Origin of the sequence: Erwinia aeris (assembly GCF_041224955.1) — a bacterium.
Taxonomy (GTDB): Bacteria; Pseudomonadota; Gammaproteobacteria; order Enterobacterales; family Enterobacteriaceae; genus Erwinia; species Erwinia aeris.
In genome coordinates this window covers 17210-37296 of the sequence record NZ_JBGFFX010000009.1, presented here as the reverse complement: position 1 = coordinate 37296, position 20087 = coordinate 17210, and the positions used below count along the sequence as shown (strand labels likewise).

General features: G+C 57.4%; 23 protein-coding genes. 12 read left to right on the top strand and 11 right to left on the bottom strand.

The genetic code is table 11. The features are described from left to right. Positions 1 to 84: 84 nt before the first annotated feature. Both AB6T85_RS15085 and sodC read left to right on the top strand, forming a co-directional pair. Positions 85 to 324: a DUF1289 domain-containing protein gene (locus tag AB6T85_RS15085; protein ID WP_253454433.1), complete on the top strand. Its 240-nt coding sequence runs from the start codon at positions 85 to 87 to the stop codon at positions 322 to 324. Between the two features lie 74 nt (positions 325 to 398). Then, positions 399 to 917 (top strand): superoxide dismutase [Cu-Zn] SodC, encoded by a 519-nt coding sequence (gene sodC / locus AB6T85_RS15080; RefSeq protein ID WP_253454432.1) that lies wholly within the window; start codon positions 399 to 401, stop codon positions 915 to 917. Between the two features lie 39 nt (positions 918 to 956). Here the strand turns inward: sodC and AB6T85_RS15075 are convergent, their stop codons facing one another. The 4 genes from AB6T85_RS15075 to AB6T85_RS15060 are packed head-to-tail and all read right to left on the bottom strand — an operon-like array spanning position 957 to position 4438. Next, complete coding sequence (locus AB6T85_RS15075; RefSeq protein WP_369896019.1) at positions 957 to 1286, bottom strand: NirD/YgiW/YdeI family stress tolerance protein; 330 nt, start codon at positions 1284 to 1286, stop codon at positions 957 to 959. 58 nt (positions 1287 to 1344) lie between these two features. Next, complete coding sequence (locus AB6T85_RS15070; RefSeq protein WP_369896017.1) at positions 1345 to 3348, bottom strand: FUSC family protein; 2004 nt, start codon at positions 3346 to 3348, stop codon at positions 1345 to 1347. Beyond that, entirely contained in the window at positions 3345 to 4202 is an 858-nt protein-coding gene (locus AB6T85_RS15065) for an efflux RND transporter periplasmic adaptor subunit (protein WP_253454429.1), read from the bottom strand. The genes AB6T85_RS15070 and AB6T85_RS15065 overlap by 4 nt, the downstream gene beginning before the upstream one ends. Next, on the bottom strand, positions 4199 to 4438 hold the full coding sequence (locus AB6T85_RS15060) for a DUF1656 domain-containing protein (protein WP_253454428.1): 240 nt from the start codon (positions 4436 to 4438) through the stop codon (positions 4199 to 4201). The genes AB6T85_RS15065 and AB6T85_RS15060 overlap by 4 nt, the downstream gene beginning before the upstream one ends. Positions 4439 to 4587: 149 nt before the next feature. On the opposite strand from AB6T85_RS15060, the gene slyA reads away from it, so the two are divergent. Then, positions 4588 to 5022, top strand: a complete 435-nt coding sequence (gene slyA, locus AB6T85_RS15055; protein ID WP_253454427.1) for a transcriptional regulator SlyA — start codon at positions 4588 to 4590, stop codon at positions 5020 to 5022. A 27-nt stretch (positions 5023 to 5049) separates the two neighbouring features. On the opposite strand, the gene slyB is transcribed toward slyA, so the two are convergent. Continuing rightward, positions 5050 to 5517 carry an outer membrane lipoprotein SlyB gene (slyB, locus tag AB6T85_RS15050; RefSeq protein ID WP_253461006.1) on the bottom strand — a complete coding sequence of 156 codons (468 nt, stop codon included), beginning with the start codon at positions 5515 to 5517 and terminating at the stop codon, positions 5050 to 5052. Between the two features lie 273 nt (positions 5518 to 5790). Here slyB and anmK point away from each other — a divergent pair, with 273 nt between their 5' ends. The 5 genes from anmK to pdxY all read left to right on the top strand — a co-directional run bounded on the left by anmK (position 5791) and on the right by pdxY (position 10316). After that, positions 5791 to 6912, top strand: coding sequence for an anhydro-N-acetylmuramic acid kinase (anmK, locus tag AB6T85_RS15045; RefSeq protein ID WP_301253237.1), 1122 nt, complete (start codon positions 5791 to 5793; stop codon positions 6910 to 6912). Between the two features lie 20 nt (positions 6913 to 6932). Continuing rightward, positions 6933 to 7238 (top strand): MliC family protein, encoded by a 306-nt coding sequence (locus AB6T85_RS15040; RefSeq protein ID WP_253454425.1) that lies wholly within the window; start codon positions 6933 to 6935, stop codon positions 7236 to 7238. Between the two features lie 60 nt (positions 7239 to 7298). Continuing rightward, positions 7299 to 7952, top strand: coding sequence for a pyridoxamine 5'-phosphate oxidase (pdxH, locus tag AB6T85_RS15035; protein WP_253454424.1), 654 nt, complete (start codon positions 7299 to 7301; stop codon positions 7950 to 7952). Positions 7953 to 8086: 134 nt separating this feature from the next. Further along, positions 8087 to 9361, top strand: a complete 1275-nt coding sequence (gene tyrS / locus AB6T85_RS15030) for a tyrosine--tRNA ligase (protein WP_369896016.1) — start codon at positions 8087 to 8089, stop codon at positions 9359 to 9361. 94 nt (positions 9362 to 9455) lie between these two features. Continuing rightward, entirely contained in the window at positions 9456 to 10316 is an 861-nt protein-coding gene (gene pdxY / locus AB6T85_RS15025; RefSeq protein ID WP_125289802.1) for a pyridoxal kinase PdxY, read from the top strand. Between the two features lie 33 nt (positions 10317 to 10349). Here pdxY and AB6T85_RS15020 read toward each other — a convergent pair whose 3' ends face one another. The 3 genes from AB6T85_RS15020 to AB6T85_RS15010 all read right to left on the bottom strand — a co-directional run bounded on the left by AB6T85_RS15020 (position 10350) and on the right by AB6T85_RS15010 (position 12792). Further along, positions 10350 to 11090: an NADPH-dependent oxidoreductase gene (locus tag AB6T85_RS15020; protein WP_369896015.1), complete on the bottom strand. Its 741-nt coding sequence runs from the start codon at positions 11088 to 11090 to the stop codon at positions 10350 to 10352. 86 nt (positions 11091 to 11176) lie between these two features. Beyond that, a complete protein-coding gene (gstA, locus tag AB6T85_RS15015) occupies positions 11177 to 11782 on the bottom strand; it encodes a glutathione transferase GstA (RefSeq protein WP_253454421.1) in 606 nt (201 codons plus the stop codon). Positions 11783 to 11868: 86 nt separating this feature from the next. Next, a complete protein-coding gene (locus AB6T85_RS15010) occupies positions 11869 to 12792 on the bottom strand; it encodes a LysR family transcriptional regulator (RefSeq protein WP_301253240.1) in 924 nt (307 codons plus the stop codon). A gap of 94 nt (positions 12793 to 12886) precedes the next feature. On the opposite strand from AB6T85_RS15010, the gene AB6T85_RS15005 reads away from it, so the two are divergent. Both AB6T85_RS15005 and AB6T85_RS15000 read left to right on the top strand, forming a co-directional pair. Further along, the gene (locus AB6T85_RS15005; protein WP_253454419.1) at positions 12887 to 13504 is read left to right on the top strand and encodes a glutathione S-transferase family protein; all 618 of its coding nucleotides are present in this window, start codon (positions 12887 to 12889) and stop codon (positions 13502 to 13504) included. A 2-nt stretch (positions 13505 to 13506) separates the two neighbouring features. Further along, the gene (locus tag AB6T85_RS15000; protein ID WP_369896013.1) at positions 13507 to 14382 is read left to right on the top strand and encodes a pyridoxamine 5'-phosphate oxidase family protein; all 876 of its coding nucleotides are present in this window, start codon (positions 13507 to 13509) and stop codon (positions 14380 to 14382) included. Between the two features lie 33 nt (positions 14383 to 14415). On the opposite strand, the gene dtpA is transcribed toward AB6T85_RS15000, so the two are convergent. After that, positions 14416 to 15879 carry a dipeptide/tripeptide permease DtpA gene (dtpA, locus tag AB6T85_RS14995; RefSeq protein ID WP_253454417.1) on the bottom strand — a complete coding sequence of 488 codons (1464 nt, stop codon included), beginning with the start codon at positions 15877 to 15879 and terminating at the stop codon, positions 14416 to 14418. A 606-nt stretch (positions 15880 to 16485) separates the two neighbouring features. Here dtpA and AB6T85_RS14990 point away from each other — a divergent pair. Next, entirely contained in the window at positions 16486 to 17937 is a 1452-nt protein-coding gene (locus tag AB6T85_RS14990) for a flagellin N-terminal helical domain-containing protein (protein ID WP_301253243.1), read from the top strand. Positions 17938 to 18039: 102 nt separating this feature from the next. Here AB6T85_RS14990 and AB6T85_RS14985 read toward each other — a convergent pair whose 3' ends face one another. After that, the gene (locus tag AB6T85_RS14985) at positions 18040 to 18420 is read right to left on the bottom strand and encodes a winged helix-turn-helix transcriptional regulator (protein ID WP_253454415.1); all 381 of its coding nucleotides are present in this window, start codon (positions 18418 to 18420) and stop codon (positions 18040 to 18042) included. A 99-nt stretch (positions 18421 to 18519) separates the two neighbouring features. Here AB6T85_RS14985 and AB6T85_RS14980 point away from each other — a divergent pair, with 99 nt between their 5' ends. After that, entirely contained in the window at positions 18520 to 19251 is a 732-nt protein-coding gene (locus AB6T85_RS14980) for an SDR family NAD(P)-dependent oxidoreductase (RefSeq protein WP_301253246.1), read from the top strand. Positions 19252 to 19451: 200 nt separating this feature from the next. On the opposite strand, the gene AB6T85_RS14975 is transcribed toward AB6T85_RS14980, so the two are convergent. Beyond that, complete coding sequence (locus AB6T85_RS14975) at positions 19452 to 20039, bottom strand: CGNR zinc finger domain-containing protein (RefSeq protein ID WP_369896011.1); 588 nt, start codon at positions 20037 to 20039, stop codon at positions 19452 to 19454. Positions 20040 to 20087 lie beyond the last annotated feature (48 nt).

Genomic DNA, 20087 nt, shown 5'->3' with positions numbered 1-20087 from the left:
CAATTAAACATTAACTGAGGCTAAACGATGTTAAAAGACTAACATTAATATTACATTTAAATTTTCCCTGCATAAGGAGCGACGTTGGCCGAACAACTGGAGTTTTTCCCCGTTCCCAGCCCGTGCCGGGGGATCTGTCAGAGCGACGATCGCGGCTACTGCCGTGGCTGCCTGCGTAGCCGCGAGGAGCGCTTTAACTGGATGAAGTTCAGCGATGCGCAAAAACGCGAGGTGCTGCGGCTTTGTCGTCTGCGCTGGCAACGACTGTATCGTGTCGGCAAACCGGCCGAGCCGGACGAACCGGAACAGCCTTCTTTGTTTTAGTAGACAGATTCTTATGCAGTTCTGCAAATAGCGGCCAGGCTTATAGCTTCCACAGCAAAATGTGAGGAAGTGTAATGAGACGTATAAACCTGCTTATGGTATCGCTGGCCTTTTGCGGCCTGGCCCAGGCCGCCAGCGAAAAAGTCGATATCAGGCTTGCCACCCCTGAAGGCGCGGGCGACAGTATTGGCCAGGTAACGATAGCAGAAACGGCCTATGGCCTGAGCTTTACGCCGCAGCTGAAAGATTTACCTGCGGGTATTCACGGCTTTCACGTACACGCCAACGGCAGCTGCGATCCAAAAACCACCGACGGGAAAGCGGTTGCCGCAGGCGCGGCGGGCGGCCATCTCGATCCGCAAAAAACCGGCAAGCATCTGGGACCGTGGCAGGATGGCCATCTGGGCGATTTACCGGCCCTTTATGTGAGCGCCGACGGCACGGCGACCTATCCGGTGCTGGCGCCGCGCATTAAAAAACTGTCGGATATTAAAGGCAAAGCGCTGATGGTGCATGCCGGCGGCGATAACCATGCCGATCATCCTGCGCCGTTGGGCGGCGGAGGCGGCCGTTTCGCCTGCGGGGTGATCTAACCAAACCGCCGCCGCTCGTCGCGGCGGCAGGTTTATTGCTTAACGCACCACGCTAATATGATCGACTTCGATTTCGGTATGCCCGCCATTTTTATCCACGTCGCCGACCACGCGCACGGTTTTGCCAATCGCTAGGTGATTGTCTTCCCACTCGTCATCATCAATGTCGATGCGGATTTTCCCGGTGCTGTCCTGCAGCCAGTAAAGATCGTCGTCGCCTGCATGTCCGGTGATTTTGCCTGTCAGCACCACGCGAGTATCATCGCGCAGCGTTTTCGCCTCTTTAACCGTGACGGTTTTTGCCGCGTGAGCATAAGCCGGCAGAGAACAGGCGAGCAGAAGAACGGTAGCCAGAATTTTTTTCATCATGATCCCTCATTCGTTAAACTCCATGTAAGCGTGGCCAGTATAAATGAAAAATTCGGTGTTATGTCAATGTCGAAGCCTGCTGAAGCTGTGAGAGCGAGCAGTAAAGCCGCCAGGCAATACCCGCCAGTTCCGTTTCGCTTTTTGTTTTGCCCGCCGCCAGCAGATCCAGATTTTCCTGCAGTTCCTTTAGCGTCTCTTCCAGCGCGGGCTGCTGTACGCCTTTACCGCTGATAATACGATGCAGATTGCTCAGCATGGCGTCCCGCACCGCCAGCAGCGCGGGCGAATCGCATTGCCAGTCGCGCAGCTGCCAGACAATATGCGAACAGTTCAGCAGCACCACGCCCCAGCGCAGCAGCCACAGCCTGGCCGGCTCGTCACGGCTGGCGTTCAGCTGGTTGACCCGATAGTAAATCAGCGACTCAAAGCGGCTCTGGCTAAGGTGCGGCCTGCGGCTGAGCTGATCGAGAAACTCGCGGCGCAGCGCCCGGATATGGCGGCGGCTGCGCCGCTTGTCGGAACTGGGCCGCAAAATAAGAAAAGCCAGCCACGCAAGCAGCACGCCGCACACCTTGGCGATATTATTGTTAATAAAGCTTTGATAGTCATAGGTGGGCGGATTGGTAACGGCAAGAAACGAGCCGCCAAACACAATCAGCTGGCCCCACAGCGCGGCGCGCTTTTTCTGCTGCACCTTGAAAAGCTGTAGCGTGACCAGCAGCGGAAACAGCAGCAGCAAAAACTGCCACAGCACGCTGATTTGCACCATCAGGCCGAACTTGATGATAAAGCTGAACACGGAAAGCAGCAGCAGCGTTTTCAGCAGCAGCGACACGCTGCTGACGGGCGAAGGCACGGAGGAGTAGAGCACGCAGCTGATGGCGGCCAGCGTTAACGCTGCCGAGCCCGCATCCCACTGGGTGGCGATGGTAAAAGCGCAGCCCAGCACGATCACGCTAAAGGTGCGCAGGGCGCTCCAGCTGGCTTCCGCGCTGTCGCTGTGCCTGGCGAGCGCCGGGGCGGCGGGCGGTGCGAGGCGGGTATCGTCGTCGGCCTGTTCAAACAGCCGCAGCCAGCGGCGGATATTCAGCCACAGCCAGCAGAAATAGCGCAGACGATGCCAGAAAGCCTGATAGCGATAGTCGCTTTGATCCTGCGGCGCGGCGCTGGCGAGCAGTCGCGCCAGACGATATTTATCGCAGTCGGCGCTCGCCAGCTCATCCAGCAGCTGCTGTACAACGGTATAGAGGCCTTCCGGCGCGTCGGGCCAGTTCAGCAGCATTCGGCGCAGGCTGGAGATCACGCTGGTGAGGCGCAGCTGCTGATGCAGGATATAGTTCAGCACGTTGTTTTGCCGACGAAAGCGATAATGGCTCCAGAACGCCTGAATACGCAGCAGATTAAGCGTGAGGATCTGCCCAATAACGTTTTCATGCGCGCTACGCACATTATCGGTGCTTTCGCGTTGCAGCAGCAGTCGTCCATGATCCAGCAGGCGAAGATGCATCTCTTTCAGCGAGTTAATCAACGTCTCGCCGTCCGAGGTGCTGGGCAGGATCATCATCATCAGGCCGCCGCACAGGATGCCGGTAATCACTTCGCAAACGCGCGCCTGGGTAATCTCCCACAGATCGCCGATTTCCGTAATATTAACCGTGGTAAACACAATAATGGCGGCGGTGTAGCCCGCCAGGGAAAACGCATAGGCAACGTTATTTTGATAATGGTTCTGGATCCAGGTGCAGAGCGCCAGCCAGCCCGCGATAGCCAGCGCAAACAGCCAGGGTTCGTTCAGCGTATAGCCCGCGATCAGCAGCGCCGCGCCCGCGCCCAGCAGGCTGCCCGCAATCCTGCCCAAACTTTTGCTGATTACGCCGCCGACGGTCGGAAAACTCACCACAGCGGCGGAAGTCATCGCCCAGTAAGGCTCGTCCAGCGCCAGCGCATAGGCGATGCTCAGCGCCAGACACATCGCGAGGGCATTGCGCAACGCGTAGCGCCACTGGCCTCGGGTCGCTTTGATCCACGGCAGGTTTTGCCACTCCAGCCACTGCCAGTTCATGGCGCAACGGTGATGGTGCAGGTGGTGCCCGCTACCAGCGGCAAATCTTTTGGCCACGCGGCCAGGCGAATACGCACCGGCACGCGCTGCGCAAGGCGCACCCAGGGCACGTTCGGTTTGATATCGGGAATGAGTGAACTGTCGCTTTCCACGCTTTGATCGTAAATAGCGCGGCCAATGCTTTCGACCTCGCCGTGCAGCACGCGGTTATCGCTGTAAAGCCGCACGGTCGCGCGATAGCCGGGACGAATATGGCGCAGCTTGGTCTCTTCAAAATAGCCCATCACATAAAAAGAGTGGCTGTCGACCAGCGCGAAGACCGGCGTTCCGCTGGTGGCATAGTTACCGGGCCGCACCACCAGATTGCTGATCCAGCCGTCGGTTGGCGCGGCGATTTGCGTCTGGGTCAGGTTCCAGCGCGCCTGTTCCAGCTGCGCCTGAGCGGCCTTTGCCGCCGCCGCCAGCGACTTCGCGTTCAGCTCGGCCGCATCCAAATCTTCTGCGGAAATCACGTTGCGTGGCAGGCTCTGACGCCGCCGCGACTCATGCTGAGCCTTCAGCAGATCGGCCTGTGCCTTCGTCAGCTGCGCCTCGGCGTTCAGCACCGCGATGCGATAAGGCTCGGCGTCCAGCGTCAGCAGCGGCGTGCCTTTGGTCACGAACTGGTTATCTTTTACCAGCAGCGTTTCAATGCGCCCGGAAACCTGCGGCGTGATATTAACCAGCTCGGCGCGCACCTTACCGTCCCGCGTCCACGGTGACTGCATATAAAAATTCCATAGCCACCAGCCTGCGCAAAGCGCGGCGGCGAAGAAGATCAGCGTTGAAAAATATTTTAGCGAGTTGAATTTCATACGAATGCCATCAGTAGCCACAGCGAAGCGCTGACGCAGAGAATAAACAGGGAAAGGTCGAGCAGGGTGGGATGCCAAATCTCGCCGGAATAGATCCAGCTGCGCAACACGGGGTGGATCAGCAGCCAGAGGAAAAACCCGGCCAGCACGGCTTTAAACAGCGGCGGAAAATAGAGCGACGCGCCGAAAACCAGGTCGGTTAGCGGCGAAACAGCCGCCGTAAAAGCATTGTTCACTTAAAGCACTCCTTGTTACCCAGGTCACAGCATAGCTGTAGATTGGCATTACGCTTAATGTGAATGATATTTGTATTCTGTCCTGTAAACTCGCAGAATAGCCTGGAATGAGGCTTGATAGCTAGCAAGCTAATTATAAGGAGAGGAAATTGGATACCCCATTAGGAACGGATCTCGCAAGACTGGTGCGCATCTGGCGATCGCTAATCGACCAGCGCCTGAAACCCCTGGAGCTGACGCAGACGCACTGGGTCACGCTGCACAATATTCATCAGCTGCCGCCGGAGCAGTCGCAGATCCAGCTGGCCAAAGCCATCGGCATTGAACAGCCTTCGCTGGTACGCACGCTGGATCAGCTGGAAGAAAAAGGGCTGATTACCCGCACCACCTGCGCCAGCGATCGTCGCGCCAAGCGCATCAAGCTGACCGAGGAAGCGGCGCCGATCATTAGCGAAGTCGAGCATGTTATCGACGCCACGCGGGATGATATTTTGGCTGGTATCTCCCAACAGGAGATCGACCAGCTGGTGACGCTAATCGCCAGGCTGGAAAAGAATATTCTGGATCTGCAAAACCGCGAATAAAAGAACCGGCGATTGCCGGTTCCTCGGTTAGCGTGGCGAAACGGTGATCTGGCTGCCGTTGGAAGCCAGCGCGACACGCTGTCCTACAGCGAAACGGCTGTTGCCCTGTTTCTGCACGACCATAATGGTGTTGCCGTCATCCTTACGGATCTCCAGCTCCACGCCCTGAGTTTTGTTTATGGATCCCTGTACGCCCTGACCGGCCACGCCGCCGGCAATTGCGCCTGCCGCCGTCGCCAGGCTGCGGCCCGTGCCGCCGCCAACGGTATTACCCAGGAAGCCGCCGAGCACCGCGCCGCCGAGCGCGCCGATCACATTGCTGTCGTCGCCGCCCTGGATCTGGACGGGACGGACGCCAACCAGCGTGCCGTAAGTGACGCTCTGCACCTGTTTCGCTTCCGAGGCGGTGTAAACGTCGCCGGAAAGCGAGCTGTCATTGGCGCAGCCTGCTAAAGTCACACCGGTCAGTGCTACGATCATCATGCGCTTCAACATCATCAAACTCCTTTCTTTTCCATGTGCTGCAGTCAATTGCGCAGCGATCAATAACCTAATTATATGGTACAGGCAATGCCTGCTGTGTGGTTACGTCAAAAAATTGCTTTAAGCATAGCGCAGTGCGGGTAAACCTGAAATCAATGCCGGCGCGGAAAGCGCAGTAAAAAGTCTGTCATCATGTAAAAATGCACAGTTAATCATAGAATTGCTGCACCGTTTTTGCGACGCTGTACCCAGGTTTGATATTCCCACAGCGGGTAAGGGACTTTGATGAGATCGGGACGTTATATAGGCGTAATGTCAGGAACCAGTCTGGACGGCGTGGACGTGGTGCTGGCCGCAATTGACCCGCAGATGGTGGCGCAGCAGGCCAGCTACTGCCATCCCATGCCGCTGGCGCTGCGCCAGGAGATCCTGGCGGTCAGCCAGGGGCAGTCGCTGACGCTTTCCCGGCTGGGGCAGCTGGATACGCGGCTGGGCCGGCTGTTTGCCGAAGCGGTACAGGCATTGATCGAGCGCGAAGGGCTGGAGAAAGAGGATATCGCCGCCATCGGCTGCCACGGGCAGACCGTCTGGCACGAGCCGCTGGGCGACGCGCCTAATACGCTGCAAATCGGCGACAATAACCAGATAGCCGCGCTGACCGGCATTACGGTGGTGGGGGATTTTCGCCGCCGGGATATGGCGTTAGGCGGACAGGGCGCGCCGCTGGTGCCCGCTTTTCATCAGGCAGTGTTGATGCATCCTGAAGAGCGGCGGATGGTGCTGAATATCGGCGGCATTGCCAACCTCTCGCTGCTGCTCCCCGGCCAGCCGGTGGGCGGCTACGATACCGGGCCGGGCAATATGCTGCTGGACGCGTGGATCTGGCGTCACCAGGGTCAGCCCTACGATCGGGACGGCGCCTGGGGCAGCAGCGGCCAGGTAGTGTATCCTTTATTGCAGCAAATGCTGGCGGATCCCTGGTTTGCGCTGGCCGCGCCCAAGTCTACCGGCAGAGAATATTTCAATCCGGCCTGGATCGACCGGCAGCTGGTTAACTTCCCCGGTCTGCCGCCGCAGGACGTGCAGGCCACGCTGGTCGAGCTGACCGCATCCACTATTGCGCAGCAGGTGATGCTGAGCGGCGGCTGCGAGCGGCTGCTGGTGTGCGGTGGCGGCGGTAAAAACCCGCTGCTGATGGCGCGGTTGAAAGCACTGCTGCCGGGCATTGAAGTCAACGCCACCGATGAGGTCGGCATTCGCGGTGACGATATGGAAGCGCTGGCTTTCGCCTGGCTGGCCTGCCGTACGCTCTCATCGCAGCCGGGCAATCTGCCTTCCGTGACCGGCGCGCGCGAAGCCTCCGTGATCGGTGCAATCTTTCCCGCTAATGTTCAGCGCTGCCGCTGAGTTATCTGAATGGAGCAAAGATGAAAAAATGTTTATTGCTGATGGCCGCGCTGCTGCTGAGCGGGTGTCTACATCAGACGCCTGAAAAAATCAGCCGGCTGCACTATCGCTGCGGCACGCTGCCGCTGTCGGTGCTGCTGGATAACGATCGTGAGGAAGTGAATCTGATTCTGGACGGCAATCCGCTGACGCTGAAGCAGCAGCCCGCCGCTTCCGGCACGCGCTATGCCGATGAAAACTACGTTTTCTGGTCAAAAGGCGACGGCGCTTTTGTGGAGCGCAACGGCAAAATCATCATTGACGACTGCCGGCTCGAAAACCGTTAACTCGTTGAAATTGATTGTGATGAGGCGCACAATGCCTCAACTCTGATAGCGGAAAATCCCATGAATGACGACAGCCTACAGCAGATTGCTCATCTGCGCCGTGAATATACTCGTGGCGGCCTGCGCCGCAAGGATCTGCCTGACGACCCGCTGGTGCTGTTTGAACAGTGGCTGAGCCAGGCGGTTGCCGCGCAGCTGCCGGATCCTACTGCCATGAGCGTGGCGACCGTGGACGAGCACGGGCAGCCTTACCAACGCATCGTGCTGCTGAAGCATTTTGATTCGCGCGGCATGGTGTTTTACACCAATCTGGGCAGCCGCAAAGCGCAGCATCTGGAAAAAAATCCGCGTATCAGCCTGCTGTTTCCGTGGCATATGCTGGAGCGCCAGGTGATGGTGCTGGGCCGCGTTGAAAAACTGTCAATGATCGACGTGATAAAGTACTTCCACAGCCGCCCGCGCGAAAGCCAGATAGGCGCATGGGTATCGAAACAGTCGAGCCGCATTTCCGCGCGCGGCGTGCTGGAAGGCAAGTTTCTGGAACTGAAGCAGAAATTTCAGCAGGGCGAGGTGCCGCTGCCGAGCTTTTGGGGCGGCTATCGCATTACCATAGACTCAATGGAGTTCTGGCAGGGCGGCGAACATCGTCTGCATGACCGCTTTTTCTACCAGCGCGACAACGAGGCGTGGAAAATCGATCGTCTGGCGCCCTGATTGCGCGAAATAATCCGTTAAGCGCTGGCACAGAGCCCGTCGGCGCTTTATTCTATACCCCTTTTTTTCATCCGCTAGCCAGCGGAGAGCTGTGTACCAGCAAAGGTGCAGACTTTTTTTACACGGAGTCACAGATGGGCAGCAGTAACCTGATTAAACAATTGCAAGAGCGTGGCCTGGTCGCCCAGGTAACGGATGAGGAAGCGTTAGCAGAGCGGCTGGCGCAAGGGCCAATCGCGCTCTATTGCGGCTTCGATCCGACCGCGGACAGCTTGCATTTGGGCCATCTGGTCCCGCTTCTCTGCCTGAAGCGCTTCCAGGATGCCGGTCACCGTCCGGTGGCGCTGGTGGGCGGCGCGACCGGTCTGATCGGCGATCCGAGCTTTAAGGCGGCCGAGCGCAAGCTGAACACCGCGGATACCGTTAACGAGTGGGTGGAAAAGATCCGCGGCCAGGTCGCGCCTTTCCTGAACTTCGACTGCGGCAACAACAGCGCCGTAGCGGCCAATAACTACGACTGGTTCGGCAGCATGAACGTGCTGACTTTCCTGCGCGATATCGGTAAGCACTTCTCCGTTAATCAGATGATTAATAAAGAAGCGGTGAAGCAGCGTCTGAACCGTGACGACCAGGGCATCTCCTTTACCGAGTTCTCCTACAATCTGCTACAGGGCTACGACTTCGCCTGCCTGAACGAGCGCTACGGCGTGGCGTTGCAGATTGGCGGCTCCGATCAGTGGGGCAATATCACCTCCGGTATCGATCTGACTCGTCGTCTGCATCAGAACCAGGTGTTTGGCCTGACCGTTCCGCTGATCACTAAATCCGACGGCACCAAGTTCGGTAAAACCGAAGGTGGCGCGGTGTGGCTGGACGCGAAGAAAACCAGCCCGTACAAATTCTACCAGTTCTGGATCAATACCGCGGACGCCGACGTTTACCGCTTCCTGAAGTTCTTTACCTTTATGAGCATTGAAGAGATCAATGCGCTGGAAGAAGAAGACAAAAACAGCGGTAAAGCGCCTCGCGCCCAGTATGTGCTGGCGGAGCAGGTCACGAAGCTGGTGCACGGCGAAGAAGGCCTGACCGCCGCGCAGCGCATTACCAAAAGCCTCTTTTCCGGCAGCCTGGCGGAAATGACCGAAGCGGACTTTGAGCAGCTGGCGCAGGACGGAATGCCGTTTGTTGAGCTGGAAGCCGGTCAGGATCTGCAACAGGCGATGGTCGACGGCGATTTAGCGCCGTCTCGCGGCCAGGCGCGTAAGCTGATCGAATCGAAAGCGGTAAGTATCAACGGTGACGTGCAGCTCAGCGCGGAATACGCGTTTGCACCGGCAGATCGCCTGTTTAATCGCTTTACGCTGCTGCGCCGTGGTAAAAAGAACTACTGTCTGATCGTCTGGAAATAATGCTTCAGGCGTGAACAGACAAAGGCGCGTCCTGAAGCAGGGGCGCGCCAGCCCGCTTTTAAGCATCCCGTCCCTTTTTTCCGGCAAGGTTTCCATGAAAAACATTCTCTCCGTCCAGTCGCACACCGTTTTCGGCCATGCCGGCAACAGCGCCTCGGAATTCCCGATGCGCCGCATGGGCGCAAACGTTTGGCCCCTGAATACCGTACAGTTTTCTAATCATACCCAGTACGGCCAGTGGACCGGCGTGGTCATGCCTGCCAGCCACCTGACCGATATCGTCAGCGGCATTGCGGCTATCGACCGGCTGAAAACCTGTGATGCCGTGCTCAGCGGCTATCTTGGCTCCGCAGAGCAGGGCGAGCAGATCCTCGAAATCGTTCGTCAGGTGAAAGCGGCTAATCCCGACGCCTGGTACTTCTGCGATCCGGTAATGGGTCATCCTGAAAAGGGCTGCATCGTTGCGCCCGGCGTGGCGGAGTTTCATGCCCGCAGCGCGCTGCCCGCCAGCGATATTATTGCGCCGAACCTGCTGGAGCTGGAGCTGCTCAGCGGTCATGAGGTCAACAGCGTGGAGCAGGCTATCGCCACCGCGCGCGAGCTGATCGCCAAAGGGCCGAAAATCGTGCTGGTGAAGCATCTGGCGCGGGCAGGCCAGCGCAGCGATCGCTTTGAGATGCTGCTGGTCACGGCGGATGAGGCCTGGCATATCAGCCGTCCGCTGGTGGATTTTGGCGTGCGTCAGCCGGTAGGCGTCGGCGATCTGACCAGCGGGCTGCTGCTGGTGGATCTGCTGCACGGTCTGGGGCTGAAAGAGGCGTTAGAGCACATTACGGCGGCGGTCTATGAAGTGATGCTGAAAACCCATGAGATGGGAGAGTACGAGCTTCAACTGGTGGCGGCTCAGGACAGTATCGCCAATCCCCAGCAGCATTTTGATGCGGTAAAACTCTGATATTGCCGGGCTGAAAGCAGCCCGGCAACCTCATTATTTCTCGTTGCCGAAGCCCTGCTTAAGCAGCGCGGACAGCACGTGCGGGAAATAGATATTTTGATAGTAGCCGGAAACGCTCTCGCTCCAGCTTTCGCCGTCCTGGCGGCCGATATTCTGCCAGTGCTGCACCATCTCCTGATTATAAGCCGCGATATTTTCCTTCAGGCCTTCGGTGCTGTAGCGCTCTTCGTGACGGAAAGTGCTCAGCGGCAGGCGCGGTTTCTGATGCGCCGGCTCATCCACATAGCCAAGCGCCAGCCCGACCACGGGGAAAGTCAGCTCGGGAAGATGCAGCAGCTCAATCATCGCCTGCGGATCGCGACGGATGCCGCCAATCGGCACAATGCCCAGGCCTTCAGCCCGCGCGGCCGTCATCACGGCGCCCAGCGCAATGCCGACGTCGGTCGCGCCGGAGACCACGCTTTCAATACTCTGCTGGGCAATCTGCTCTTTATCGATGGCCGCCATCGCCTGCTGGCTTTTATGCATATCCAGCACAAAGGTGATAAACAGCGGCGCTTTGGCAATCCACGGCTGGCCGCCGGCAATAGCGGAAATCTTGCCGCGAGCTTCGGCATTGCGCGTAATAACCAGCGACACCTGCTGTGAGTTCACCGAGGTTGGCGCACGGTAGGCGGACGCAACAAGACGATCGAGGATAGCGTCATCAATCGGACGATCGGTAAAGCTGCGCTCGCTTTTATGGGCGGTAAGGATATCAATTACGGAACTCATAGTACCTCCAGATGTAATAGCCGCAGAGTATAAGGCATTGCCGCTACGCGGTTTAACACCTTATGCGCTGGCTCATCCGCAGGCCTTCAGTTCAGTCCTTCCGCCTCTAAGGCCTCAATTACGGATGGTCGTGCCGCAACGCGCTGAAACCAGCCTTCCAGCGCCGACAGGCTGGCTATATTCAGCTTCAGCAATTTCGCCCAACGCATTACGGTAAACAGATAGGCATCTGCGGCGCTGAAATGCAGGCCAGACAGCCACTGTTTGTCTTTCAGCTCGCCATCGATCCAGGTGAATTTTTCCTCCAGCTGCTGGCGCAACACGGCTTTATAGTCGTCCGGCGCGGCATCGCTGAACAGCGGCGAAAAGCCTTTATGCAGCTCCGATGAGATAAAGCTCAGCCATTCCAGCGTCTGATAGCGCGCCAGCGTGCCGGTCGGCGCCAGCAGCTGACGGTCGGGTTTCAGATCCGCCAGATACTGGACAATCGCTACGCCTTCGGTCAGCACGGTGCCGTCGTCAAACTGTAGCGCGGGGACTTTTCCTTTTGGGTTTATCCGGCGGTAATCTTCCTGTTGCTCGGTGATCCCGGCGGCGGTATCGACCCTGACCAGCGTGAAATCCAGGCCCGTTTCCAGCATCACGATATGCGGCGAAAGCGAACAGGCACCGGGTTTAAAGAACAGTTTCATGGCGTACTCCCTGACTCAGAGGAAAAGATGTTCTTAGCTTAGTGCCGTCTGCTCAAAAAGTCAGCGGCTTTGCGTACGCGGCTGGCTTAATCGATCTCTTTTTCGGGCTGGCCCGGCTTATTGGTCTGAAAACAGGCAAGCTCGGGCAGCGCGGCGCGAGCCAGCTCCCAGAATGCCCGCACGCGGGCGGGCATATATTTGACATTCTGCGTCACCAGCTGCACCGGAACGGCGGCGCAACGAAACGCGGGCAGCACTTCGCACAGCGTTCCCGCCTGTAGATCCTCGTAAACCTGATAGGAGAGCAGGCGGGCGATGCCTTTTCCCGCGCGGGCGGCGATCAGCTGGGTTTCCACCTCGTTAACGGTTAGCCTGGGCGTGATGCGAACGCGCTCCTGCAAGCCAGCGGCGGTAAAGCGCCACGTTTTACTGGCTGTCACACCGGCAATCAGATGGTGATCCGCCAGCGCGGCAGGCGATAAAGGCTCGCCCATGCGGGCCAGATAGTCCGGGCTTGCGACCAGCAGGCGCCGCACGCGGCCGACCTCGACGGCAACCAGCGAAGAGTCGCGCAGCTGCCCAATGCGCACCGCCATATCCAGCCCTTGCTCAATCAGATCCTGATAGCCGTCGTTGAGCTGTAAATCGATTTGGATATCCGGATAGCGCTCCAGAAACGTCAGCACCAGCGGGGCGACATGCCTGCGGCCAAACTGCACCGGCGCGGTCAGGCTAAGCTGGCCGCTGAGCGGATTGCCGTCGCTGGCGGAAAGCGCCTGTTGATAAGCGTCCAGCACGCCTTTTGCCCGTTCAAACAGCGCAACGCCTGCGGGCGTCGGCGCCAGGCGACGCGTGGTACGCTCTATCAGCGTACAGGCCAGGCGCTGCTCCAGCGCGGCCAGCGTGCGGGTTATCGCCGCCGGAGAACGCCGCAGCATGCGGGCCGCCGCCGCCAGGCTTCCCTGCTGCACCACGGCGACAAAGACCGCCAGCTCGTCGAGTTTATCCATCACCGTTTCACTTTATGAAATTATGAATTGCTATCTTTGCCGGTTTACGCCGTTTTCAGCAAGAGTATGCTGGAAAAAACAGAGGAGAAACGTCATGACTACCTTAACGCTTTATGGAACGGAACTTTCGGGGCACGTGCATCGCGTCCGGCTGCTGCTGGCTATGCTGAACCTGCCGACCACCCTGAAAGAGGCTGGTGCCGATGTCAGAAAAAGCGCCGCTTTTCTGGCGCTGAATCCGCTGGGACAGGTGCCGGTGCTGGTGGATGGCGAGCACGTCATTACCGACAGCAACGCGATACTGATCTGGCTGGTAAAACGCTATGCGCCGGACAGCCAGTGGCTGCCGCAGGATCTGCATCAGCAAGCCCAGGTGCAGCAATGGCTGGGCAAGGCCGCAGGCGAAATTCGCTACGGGGTTGCCTCGGCGCGGCTGATTAAACAGTTCGGCACGCCAGAGAATTATGACTCGGCAGTGGCGACAGCGCGTAAATTTTTACCGCAGATGGAGGCGCATTTAGGCGGCAAAAGCTGGCTGGTGGGCGACAGCGCGACGCTTGCCGATTTGGCCTGCTATGCCTACGTGGCCTGCGCACCGGAAGGCGGCATTTCGCTGCGCGACTATCCGGCTATTCGCCAATGGCTGCAAAACGTTGAGGCGCTGCCGGGATTTATTGCGCTGCCGCCGCTGCCGCATCCACAGGAAGCGTAACCATGTTCCACTCCGGCGAACGTCTGGCGCAGCAAAAGGCGGGCTTTAGCCCCGAAAGCGCCGCCATCTATACGGCAATGCCGCAGCAGCACCAGCTGTTTTACGCCGGGCTGAGCCAGTTTTATTTCAGCACGATCGATGCCGCTGGCTATCCGGTTGCGGCCGTTTTGCAGGGCGAGCCGGGATTTGTGCAGGCAACGGATGAGAACCATCTGCGCATAGCCACCGCTTCCTTAACGACCTTTCCCGGCCTGCCGGCTTTAAGACCCGGCATGACGGCGGGCGGCCTGGGCCTCGATTTTTCCAACCGGCAACGCAATCGGGTCAACGGCACGATCGCCAGCGTTACGCCAGATTTTGTGACGCTCGCCGTGCAGGAAAGCTTTGGCAACTGCCCAAAATATATTCAGCGGCGGATTTTGCCTGAGCACCAGCCGCTGCGACAGCCGGAGCGGGAGCTGCTGGCCGCGCTGGATGCCGATGCGCGCTACCTGATCGCCGCCGCGGATACCTGCTTTATCGCCAGCCGCGCGCCGCAGCAGGGCGCGGATATTTCCCATCGCGGCGGGCCGCCGGGTTTTATCGGGATGACGCAGGGGAAGCTGGCGATCGTTGACTACGCGGGCAACCGTTATATGAATACGCTGGGGAATCTGCTGCTGGCGCCTCGCTGCGCGCTGCTGATTATGGATTTTCATCAGGGCGCGGCGCTGCATATTCAGGGAACGGCGGAGCTTGTCTGGCCACAAAAGGAGGGGGAAGAACGTTGCCTGCTGATCGCGCCGGAAAAAATAGTGCGTTTTCGCCAGCTGCTGCCCGCCGCCGGGCTGGCGGTGGAGTTTGCCGCCTCGACGTTGGCCGTCAATAAAAAAGGGTGACGTGGCGTCACCCTTTTCAGCACTAAGTCGATATCAGTTCTGCGTCATGCGGTTCAGTTTAGGCGCGGTCAGCATCATCAGAACAGCAATAACGCCGGTCACGATACCGATCTGCAAAAAGACGTCGCCATAAACGTGCAGCGACTGCAGCGGATCGGTGATGTTTTCCGGCACCGCCATCATGTTGGCAACTTTACCGGCCACCATGGCAGCGCCTGCCGTGGTCAGGAACCAGGAGCCCATAATAAAGCCCATCAGACGCTGCGGCACCAGCTGGGCGACCATCGCCAGGCCCAGCCCGGAGATCATCAGCTCGCCCACGCTTTGCAGCGCATAGCTCAGGATCAGCCAGCCCACCGACACGATACCCAGATCGTTGGCGAATTTCGCACCCAGCGGCAGCACGAGGAAAGCGATGGAGCAAAGCACCATGCCCAGCGCAAACTTGTGCGGCATCGGCAGGCGGTCGCCCATCTTGTTATAGATTGCCGCCAGCAGCGGGCTGAAAATCATGATCCAGAAAGGATTCAGCGCCTGATACTGCTCGGGCTGGAAGGTCAGGCCCAGGATGCTGTGCTCGACGTTGCGGATGGCGAAGAAGTTCAGCGAGGTCGGCATCTGCATATAGAGCACGAAGAACACGATGGCTTCCACCATCAGCAGAAACGCGACGATCATCTTGCGGCGCGGCGCGCCCTGTAAGGCAAAAGTTTCTTTAGCGAACAGCAGCACGATGCCGATAGCGACCACTGCCAGCAGCAGACGCGCGACGCCCTGATTGTGTAGCATCCAGGTTGCAATGACGATCAGCACCGCGATACCGACTATCGTTGCCAGCAGCTTGCCTACCTGCAACGGCTGGAAGTCAGGCTTAGAACCGTGATCTTTCACCCAGCGGCGGCAAATCATAAAGTTCACCAGGGTGATCAGCATGCCGACAAAAGAGAGTGAGAAGGCGACGTTCCAGCCATAGTGCGCGGCCAGCCAGGGCGTGGCCAGCATGGAGAAAAAGGAGCCGATATTGATCGCCATGTAATACATGGTGAAGGCGCCGTCCAGGCGGGGATCGTCTTTTTCATAACAGGTAGAGAGCAGCGAAGAGGGATTCGCTTTAAACAGGCCGTTACCGACGGCAATCGTTGCCATGCCGATATAGACCATGCTGACGTCATGGCCTGACCAGGCCACCAGCGCGTAGCCCAGCGCCAGCACCAGCGTGCCTAGCACGATAACGCGTTTGGTGCCGAGCACCTTATCGCCCAGCCAGCCGCCAACGGCTATCAGGCCGTAAACCAGCGCGCTGAAAGAGGCGAACAGCGTAATAGACTGCTCTTCGGACATGCCCAGCATCTTGACGAGATAAACCGCCATGATGCCCTGTAGGCCGTAGTAACCAAATCGTTCCCAGAGCTCAATCGAAAAAATTAAATAAAAGGATCGGGGCTGTTTAAACGCGTTGAGACTGGTGTTCTCAGGATGTTTGTTTGCAGTTGACACGGATACCTCTGGAGTCAATCGCCTGATTTGAAGCGAAAATTAAGTCGGTTTTCATCAGGACGGGCTTTAGCCGCATAGTTATAAATTCGGAAAATCGGCGGTTAATTTCGCCGATTGCGTGCTGTCAGGCAAGCCTTTTTTCAAATAAGGTCAAGCGCAGTTTTATTAGTGTTTATTACATTTGAAAAGCCCGTGCCTGCTATAAACTGCTTTTTTTACATAAATGTTAAACATATTGCTCTGTATCAAGGTTAAGGGTTGCGCAAAAAGCCCTATTAATAACCTGTCTGTAACAGCTGGATATTTCTCTTACCGCAGCAAACTTAAGCAATATTATGCGTGGTTTATGCACGCCATTTCACAAAAAATAGAGGATTATCACGTTTCTGCCGTCATCTGGCGCGACTTAACGAGCTAAAACCGCGCAGTTAAGTGCATCATAAGTTATTAATGAGTGAAAAATAACTTATCCAACCGTGCGCCATGTTGGCCTCTGGCGCGGAAAGGCGGGATTTATTTGGGTTGTGTAAAGATTAATCGTGCCGTCTAAAGCCGTCCTGGCCGCAGCCGATAACTTCACTACCTCAATAATTGTGCAGAGTGATAATGCTAACGATTTACAACAATGAAACTGCGCTGGCCACGGGCAATGCCCGAGCGGCGAACAGCTCGCTGCTGGCGCAATCTATTGAGCGGCTTTCCTCTGGTTTGCGCATTAATGGCGCGCGCGACGACGCGGCGGGGCAGGCTATCGCCAACCGTATGCAGGCGAACGTCAACGCCGACAGCGCGGTAACACGCGGCCTTAACGACGCTATCAGCTACGCGCAGACGGCGGAAAGCGCGCTGGGCAACATTGGCGATATGCTGATCAAGGCAAAAAGCCTTGCGGTACGCGCGGCCAACGGCACTATGTCAGTGTCCGACCGCCAGAGCTATAACGCGGAATATCAACAGCTGCTGGCAAGCATCAACGGCATCGCCAGCGGCACGGAAATTTTTGGGCAGTTTCCTCTGGCGACCGATAAGCCGGAGCTGCCGCCGGTGCTGTTGGGCAACGTTGCGCCTATCGGCACTAAATTCCCGATAGCCGGACAGAACTACTCCTTTAACTCCGGCGTGATTTCGCTGGCGTATATTCCGGCCGGCACCACGAATATTTCTATTACCGTTGATTCCTTGAGCATGGATGACGATGTGCAGCTGTTCACGCGCGACGGCAAGCATCTGGCCGGCACGCCGATCGAAGGCGGCACGCCCGACTTTACGTGGGCCAGTAAAGGCGTCACCGATGCCGCCTCCGCGACCAGCAAGCTGATGAGCGTCAGCAACGGTTTCAGCAGCGGCGCCAGCTACGACGCTTCAGGTCTGAATGAAGGCGGCCCGGCGTGGGCGTTGAACGGCAGCGAAACCTCCAGCTATAACGGGATGAGCATCACCTATAGCGGCGACGGCGATCGCTATGAAGATGCGGCCACGGGCGCGGCGAACGACGGCACGGTAACCAGCAATACCCTGGAACGGGTCAGCATTGATAACGTCAGCGAAGATCTTATCGTGGTGGTGGTGGGCAACGGTTCGTTTAACAGCAACCTGACGTGGGGCTCGTTGCCGCAGCCGACCGCCACGCCAGCGGTGCCGCCGAAACAGAGCCAGCCTTTAGAGGTGATCACCAGCGCCAACTATGGTCAGCCGATCCAGTCGGATACCCTGGGGCCGACGCCGTCCGATACCAAAACGCTGGGTCTGGACAACACCAGCCTGCTGACCGATGGTGCCATTCGTACGGCGATGGGCGCGCTGGATGCGGCATTGAACAAAGTCAGCAGCTACCGTTCCGATTATGGCTCGAAGATCAACCGTTACGAGTCCAACAAATCGGTGCTGTCACAGCAGAGTATCGCGACGCAGGCGGCACAGAGCCGCATTCAGGACGCCGACTACGCGCAGGAAGCCAGCAAGCTGGCTATGGCGCAGATCAAAGAGCAGGGGCAAAATGCGGTCACGAAGATGGCCAACCAGCAGGCGCAAAACGTGCTGACGCTGCTGCGCGATTAATTCTTCGTAACAGAAAGCAGCGGATGCTTTCGCCTCCTTAAAGCCTGCAACAACCCGAAAGGCCAGGCGGCTCATCGCAAGGTTACCCAACGTTTCGCTGATTCAGCAAAGTTTTTCCGCATGTTTAGCGTCATATATCAACTGAGCCTGTGCCATTTCAGGGCCATATTTTAGTGCCCATTCGTACAGCGCATTAAAAGGGTCCTGGAGCGTCTGCGCGAGTGCGGTAAGACTGTACTCCACGCTCACTGGCGAACCAGACAGTACCTTTCGATGAACCAGTCCATTGCGCTCAAGCCGCTTAAGCGCATCAGCCAAAGCCTTGTGCGTAATGCCGTCCAGTCGGCGGCGCAGTTCATTAAAGCGCACTGGTTCACTACAAAGCACGGTAAGAATTAAAATCGACCATTTATTGGTTATATTCTCAAGAACCGGGCGGGTTTTTCCTATTTCTTTCAGGTCATTACAGTCAGTCTGATTCATAGCGATATACTCCGGAATACCTGGTATAAACAAAGTGCGTAATTGTTATTAAGTATAAAAATTATATCATCTGTTTTCCATCCCGACAGGAGTGAGCAGATGAGTAGGTTAAATAATAAAGTTGCCCTGATACTCGGCGGCGCCAAAGGCATTGGTCTTGCTATCAGCCAGCGATTTGCCAGTGAAGGGGCAACAACCTGGTTCACCTCGCGCCGCAACGAGGAATTAGCAGCAGCCAGCCACACCATAGCCGGCGATGGCAGGCCGCTACGTGCCGATGTCAGTCAGATAAGCGAACTAACGCGTATAGCTGAGCTGATTAAGACGGAGTCCGGCCAGATAGATGTGCTGGTGATCAATGCCGGCATGTCGACATACTCGACCCTTGATGAAGTCACCCCAGCGCATTTTGATACTACTTTCGGTTTGAACGTGCGCTCACCGCTGTTTGCTCTCCAGGCCGCACTTCCCCTGATGAAAGCGGGCGCGAGCGTAGTATTGATAGGTTCTGTCGCCGATGTCCTTGGCACTCAGGGATATGGCGTATACGGTGCCAGTAAGGCGGCGCTTCGTTCTTTTGCCCGCACATGGACACGTGAACTCTCCGAGCGGGGCATTCGCATTAATGTTGTCGCCCCTGGCCCTGTTGATACGGAGATGATGCAGGCAGCCTCTGAAGAGCTACGCAACGGGATAATCAGCGCCATTCCTTTAGCAAGAATGGGCAGGCCTGAAGAAGTTGCCAATGCAGCATTATTCCTCGCGAGTGACGAAAGCAGCTATATAGCCGGAGCGGAAATTTGTGTGGATGGTGGGCTGACACAAGTTTGAGCGAGGTAGTTTAAGTTTCACCAGGCTCTGACGTTAACGGCTGATTGCGGCCGGTTGAGTTGACCATACGGCCCCCCTGGGAACCCACGTCTGCTTTTCGCACGGAGCGCCCTGACGTGCAGGCCGATGTCCACTTTGAGCAAGAGGCGGAGATGCTGCCACAGCTGACGGGAACGCAGTGCAGGCCCGGAAGATCTGCCTTATCCGGGTTTCTTTCTGGCACGAAATGCCGCCACTTTCATGCGATTACCGCAGGTTGTCATGCTGCACCAGCGGCGGCGATGAGATTTACTCAGGTCATGGAACCACAAAATGCAGTCATGGGCCTCACACTGACGAACGAATTCGAACTTATCGCTGGTGACCAGATTGATCAGAGCCTCGGCAATCGGCCAGAGCAGGCCGGACGGGCTGGTGGCATTTTGATACACGGCGATGCGAAATTGCTGCAAATCGCCGTCCCATTCCAGCTTCCTGACAGGGCGGCCCAGCTCAAGCACCCGATTAATCACAGCCAGATCCACCGGAACACTGTTAATGGCGGCGTTCACCACGATCTTTGCCGCGTCGCGAAGTTCACGAGCCTCAGTAAGCAGTCCATCCGGGACCTGCCGATCGTTGATGTCGGACAAGAGTCCGGCTCTCATCAGCCAGCTTGCGACGCTGCGATCGTCGATAAGCGTGTCATGACGTTTACCCTCCACAACATACTCGCTGTTAATAAAATCGAGGGCCAGGTTATCACCCAGAAACGGGGCGTCGGAAAAAGCGTTGTCAGAATCCAGCATGCTATGTAACCCACAAATTTAATTTGGCAGGTTACCAAAAATGCATGT